The organism is uncultured Agitococcus sp., assembly GCF_937920075.1.
Classification (GTDB): Bacteria; Pseudomonadota; Gammaproteobacteria; order Pseudomonadales; family Moraxellaceae; genus Agitococcus.
On the sequence record NZ_CALETI010000022.1, the window covers coordinates 1 to 3,696 of the forward strand.

4 protein-coding genes are annotated in these 3,696 nt (G+C 39.1%); all 4 read right to left on the reverse strand.

The annotated features are described in order from the left end of the window. Window positions 1–1,218, reverse strand: a 1,218-nt coding sequence (locus Q0212_RS00615; RefSeq protein ID WP_297920700.1) for an NAD(P)/FAD-dependent oxidoreductase, incomplete at its 3' end; no start/stop codon positions are given. 14 nt (window positions 1,219–1,232) lie between these two features. Next, the gene (locus Q0212_RS00620; RefSeq protein WP_297920702.1) at window positions 1,233–2,678 is read right to left on the reverse strand and encodes a PAS domain-containing protein; all 1,446 of its coding nucleotides are present in this window, start codon (window positions 2,676–2,678) and stop codon (window positions 1,233–1,235) included. A 209-nt stretch (window positions 2,679–2,887) separates the two neighbouring features. Then, window positions 2,888–3,229, reverse strand: a complete 342-nt coding sequence (locus Q0212_RS00625) for an FKBP-type peptidyl-prolyl cis-trans isomerase (protein WP_297920704.1) — start codon at window positions 3,227–3,229, stop codon at window positions 2,888–2,890. Between the two features lie 9 nt (window positions 3,230–3,238). Continuing rightward, on the reverse strand, window positions 3,239–3,696 hold a 458-nt coding region (locus Q0212_RS00630; RefSeq protein ID WP_297920706.1), incomplete at its 5' end, for a hypothetical protein.

The window sequence follows — 3,696 nt, forward strand, 5'->3', positions numbered from 1 at the left end:
TAAATGATCTACATTTTTTGCTTGAACAGAAATATTTTGAATTTCATCTTTTCCATACATTGTCGGCCATAATGAAATTGGAACGAGTGCTTCTGATGGTCCCATTCCCATAAATTCATTATCTGATTGATAGAGTGGGGTTAATTGTCGGCTTAACCACTGATAAAAATGGGTCGATGAGGCTCTTAATTGGTGATAATTTTGCCATAACTCATTTAGATCTGTGGCTTTGGCGCAAGCTTGCCCTAATGCCCACGCATCTAATAAAGCCATGTTTGCACCTTGCCCTAATTGTGGGCTCATTGCATGAGCTGCATCACCAATGACACCAATACATCCTTGACCAAAACGTGACATCACCACATCTCGATAATTGGCGGCTAACCATTGATCTGGTTGATTAATCACCGTCGCCAACCACTGTGCCACCACAGGCCAACGTTGATCGACTTGTGTTAACCAATCTTGTCGTTGCTTTTCGGTTTTTCCCCATTGCTGAAGCTGTTGACTGTGTAAACTCCAAAACACACTCGATAAACGTTGTGTTGGTGCATCAGGCATTGCACCTGTTGGCAAAACACCCATCATAATTTTTGCACCGTCATAAAACTGATGCAAAATTTGTGTATCTAATGCTAAACACTCTGGCACAATCGTCCATGCTGCGCCCCAAGGATATGATTTATCTAACTTGACCCACGCTTTAGGCCGCAACTGACTTCGTGCACCATTCGCGACAATCACTAAATCGAAATTGGTGGTAAAAGCTTGTTGCTGTATGCTACCTGTCACCACACAACTGCCTTGTTGCTCTTCTACTTTATCAATGTGCGCGCCCATATGCCACGTGATGTGATGGGTAAAGCTTTGATTTTGCAAAGCAGTCATTAACACATGACACAAGGTTGCCCGATGAATTCCTAAGCCATAAAGATTTTGCCCTGCTTGCAGATAGTGACTATTAACTAAGAGTTGTTGATTGGGCAATCGACCTTCTAACCCCGTTACAACAGCCCCCAAACCTAAAGCATGTTCTAAAACGCCCAAATGGGCAAAAACCGCCAAACCTGCGGGTTGTAAGAGTAAACCTGCACCCACAGGCGATAAATGATCAACCGCTTCAAAAATGGTAATTTTGTGTCCTTGACGGGCAAGAATAATGGCGGCTGCAAGACCTGCTGTACCTGCACCAATAATGGCAATATGCTGTTCGTGCATCCGTAAATTTTTTCCTAGATTTTATAGACGTGGTCGTCCTCTTGTCCTATACGCTCAAACTCGGCAGCAACACGTGCAGCAAACACTTTAAATACTGCAGATATAAGTGCTGTATCTAATAAAGGACGTCTAAACAATAATACTATTTGTCCCATATATTCGCATTGTAAATTTTCTATTCGACGACCAATATAAGACTCCGCACCAAACATTCTTAAACCTTCTGCTAAGGGATATTGTCCGATAACATTACAAGACACAATCCACTCTTTAGCAGTTGGACTTAATCGCTCACAAGGTGTTCCAATAATTGGAATATCGATATTATCCAATAAATTACCATCTACAACCAACGCAACACTGCGTGTTAATGATGGTTTACCCAACTGTACTCTAGAAATAAAACCAACTTCAGCGCCCAAAGTTTTGGTCATTGCCAAGGTCAATTTTTGAAAAAAATGATCGCCTGTAGCTAAAGAAACAACATCGGCAATTTGATAAATAACCGCTAAACTTTGCTCATTTTCTTTACGCGCTCTTAAGTTTCTAATGCCATAAGAAATACTATCTGCCAATTTTTCTAACAACAATACTTCTTCTTGTTCTATATCAAATACTTCGTGGGAAACAATCGACAATACACCAAAAGCATTGCCTAAAGGATTTTTTAAGGCTAAAGCAATACCTCCACGAATACCTCGACTCGTTGCCATCTGTTGTACTGCTAAGGACTCAACTTGGAGAAAATCTTGACATAAAATGGTTTTAGATTGACGAATACATGGGCCTGTTAGCCCCTGACCACGGATATCATCAGCAGACCACGATAGATAATCCTTAAAATCAGCGGCTTCTATCCCCACATAAGCTACAGGCAAAATTGTTTTGCGTTCATCTTGTTGAGCATAACCAATCCACACATGTGGATAGCCACCACGATCCATAATTAATTGACAAATATTTTGCAATAAACGTTGTTCTTCATCGACTTGTAACAGCAAAGCCTGACATTCGGTGATCATTGATAAAGAGCGTTCTGCCCTACGCCGTTCAGTCACATCATGGCCTGAAGGCACTAAATAAGATACATTATTCTTAACATCAAAAACTGGATGAAGACTAAAATCAATAACTCTCAACTTCTGATTAATATCTCTAAATACCATATCAAAACGAGAAGATTGACCTTGTAATGCCTTATAAATTGCCGAACGTAATTGCTCTCTTTGTGTTTCGGAATGCGCCCACCAAGGGGTCTCATCAAATTTACGCCCCAAAACGTCTTTACGTTCTATGCCTACAGCATCTAATGCCGTCTGATTAGCATAGGTAACACACCCTTCTAAATTTAACATACCGATAAAAAAAGCGGGACTTAAACCATCCATGACTTCTCGTAAACGTTTTGAAGCCTTATCGACTTTTTCTAATTCATTATGATAATAACCAGCTAGGGGCATTTTTCTCTCCTAGAACAAATCCTACTAATAATCCAGTAAAACATTAGGATTACTGTTTATTTGTTTTAGTCTTAAATTAAAGCATTTATTGAAGGCTTGATGTGAACATAACCCAAGCATTTATTTTTCAATGTGAAGCAAATCATTATATAAAAAAACATAATAAAAATAAAATATATGTCATTTAACAACATCATCATATTTATATATTAGTCATCCCTCGTCAATACTTCTAACAACTCTATCTCAAAGATTAAATTTGAATTTGGTTTAATGTATGCGCCAATTTTTCGCTCTCCATAAGCCAAATGCGCAGGCACAAATAATTTACGCTTGCCCCCCACTTTCATGCCCATTAAACCAATATCCCAACCTTTAATCACTCGACCTGTGCCAATCACACATTGAAAAGCTTGGCCACGATCATAAGAAGAGTCAAATTTTGTACCATCTTCTAACCAACCAGTATACTGAGTCGTTATTAATGCACCTTTAACAACGGCTTTGCCTTCGCCAAGCACAATATCTGTTATTTCAATTTGTTCAGACATTTATTTTTCCTACAACATCCAAAATATAAAACTAATACTAGCAGAGAGAATATATAAAGTAATAGCAATAACGGCCAAGATTAATAATCCCCAACTGACAGGATTAGCCAAAAACAACGCATGGCCAACAACTGTTCTAATTGCATCTACCCCCTCAACCATGCCCCATAACTCCTTGAGCATGGATGGCAATTTACGCGCTTGGCTTACTCTGACCACGACTTTGAGTGCTTCTTGTTTATCACCAGCCACACGCTCTTTTACACCTAATACACCGTTTTTTAGGCTTTCTAAGGCTTCTGGTAAATCTGTTAGATCCCATAACATTAAAGACCATATCGCCATAATCAACAAAGGGATTGATAACATGGCGATGGGCAATAACCAGACATAATGCCATGACCAAAATTGCAAACTATAAAACACCAACCACACAATAGAAATTAATCCCAATAAGAATAATTTGA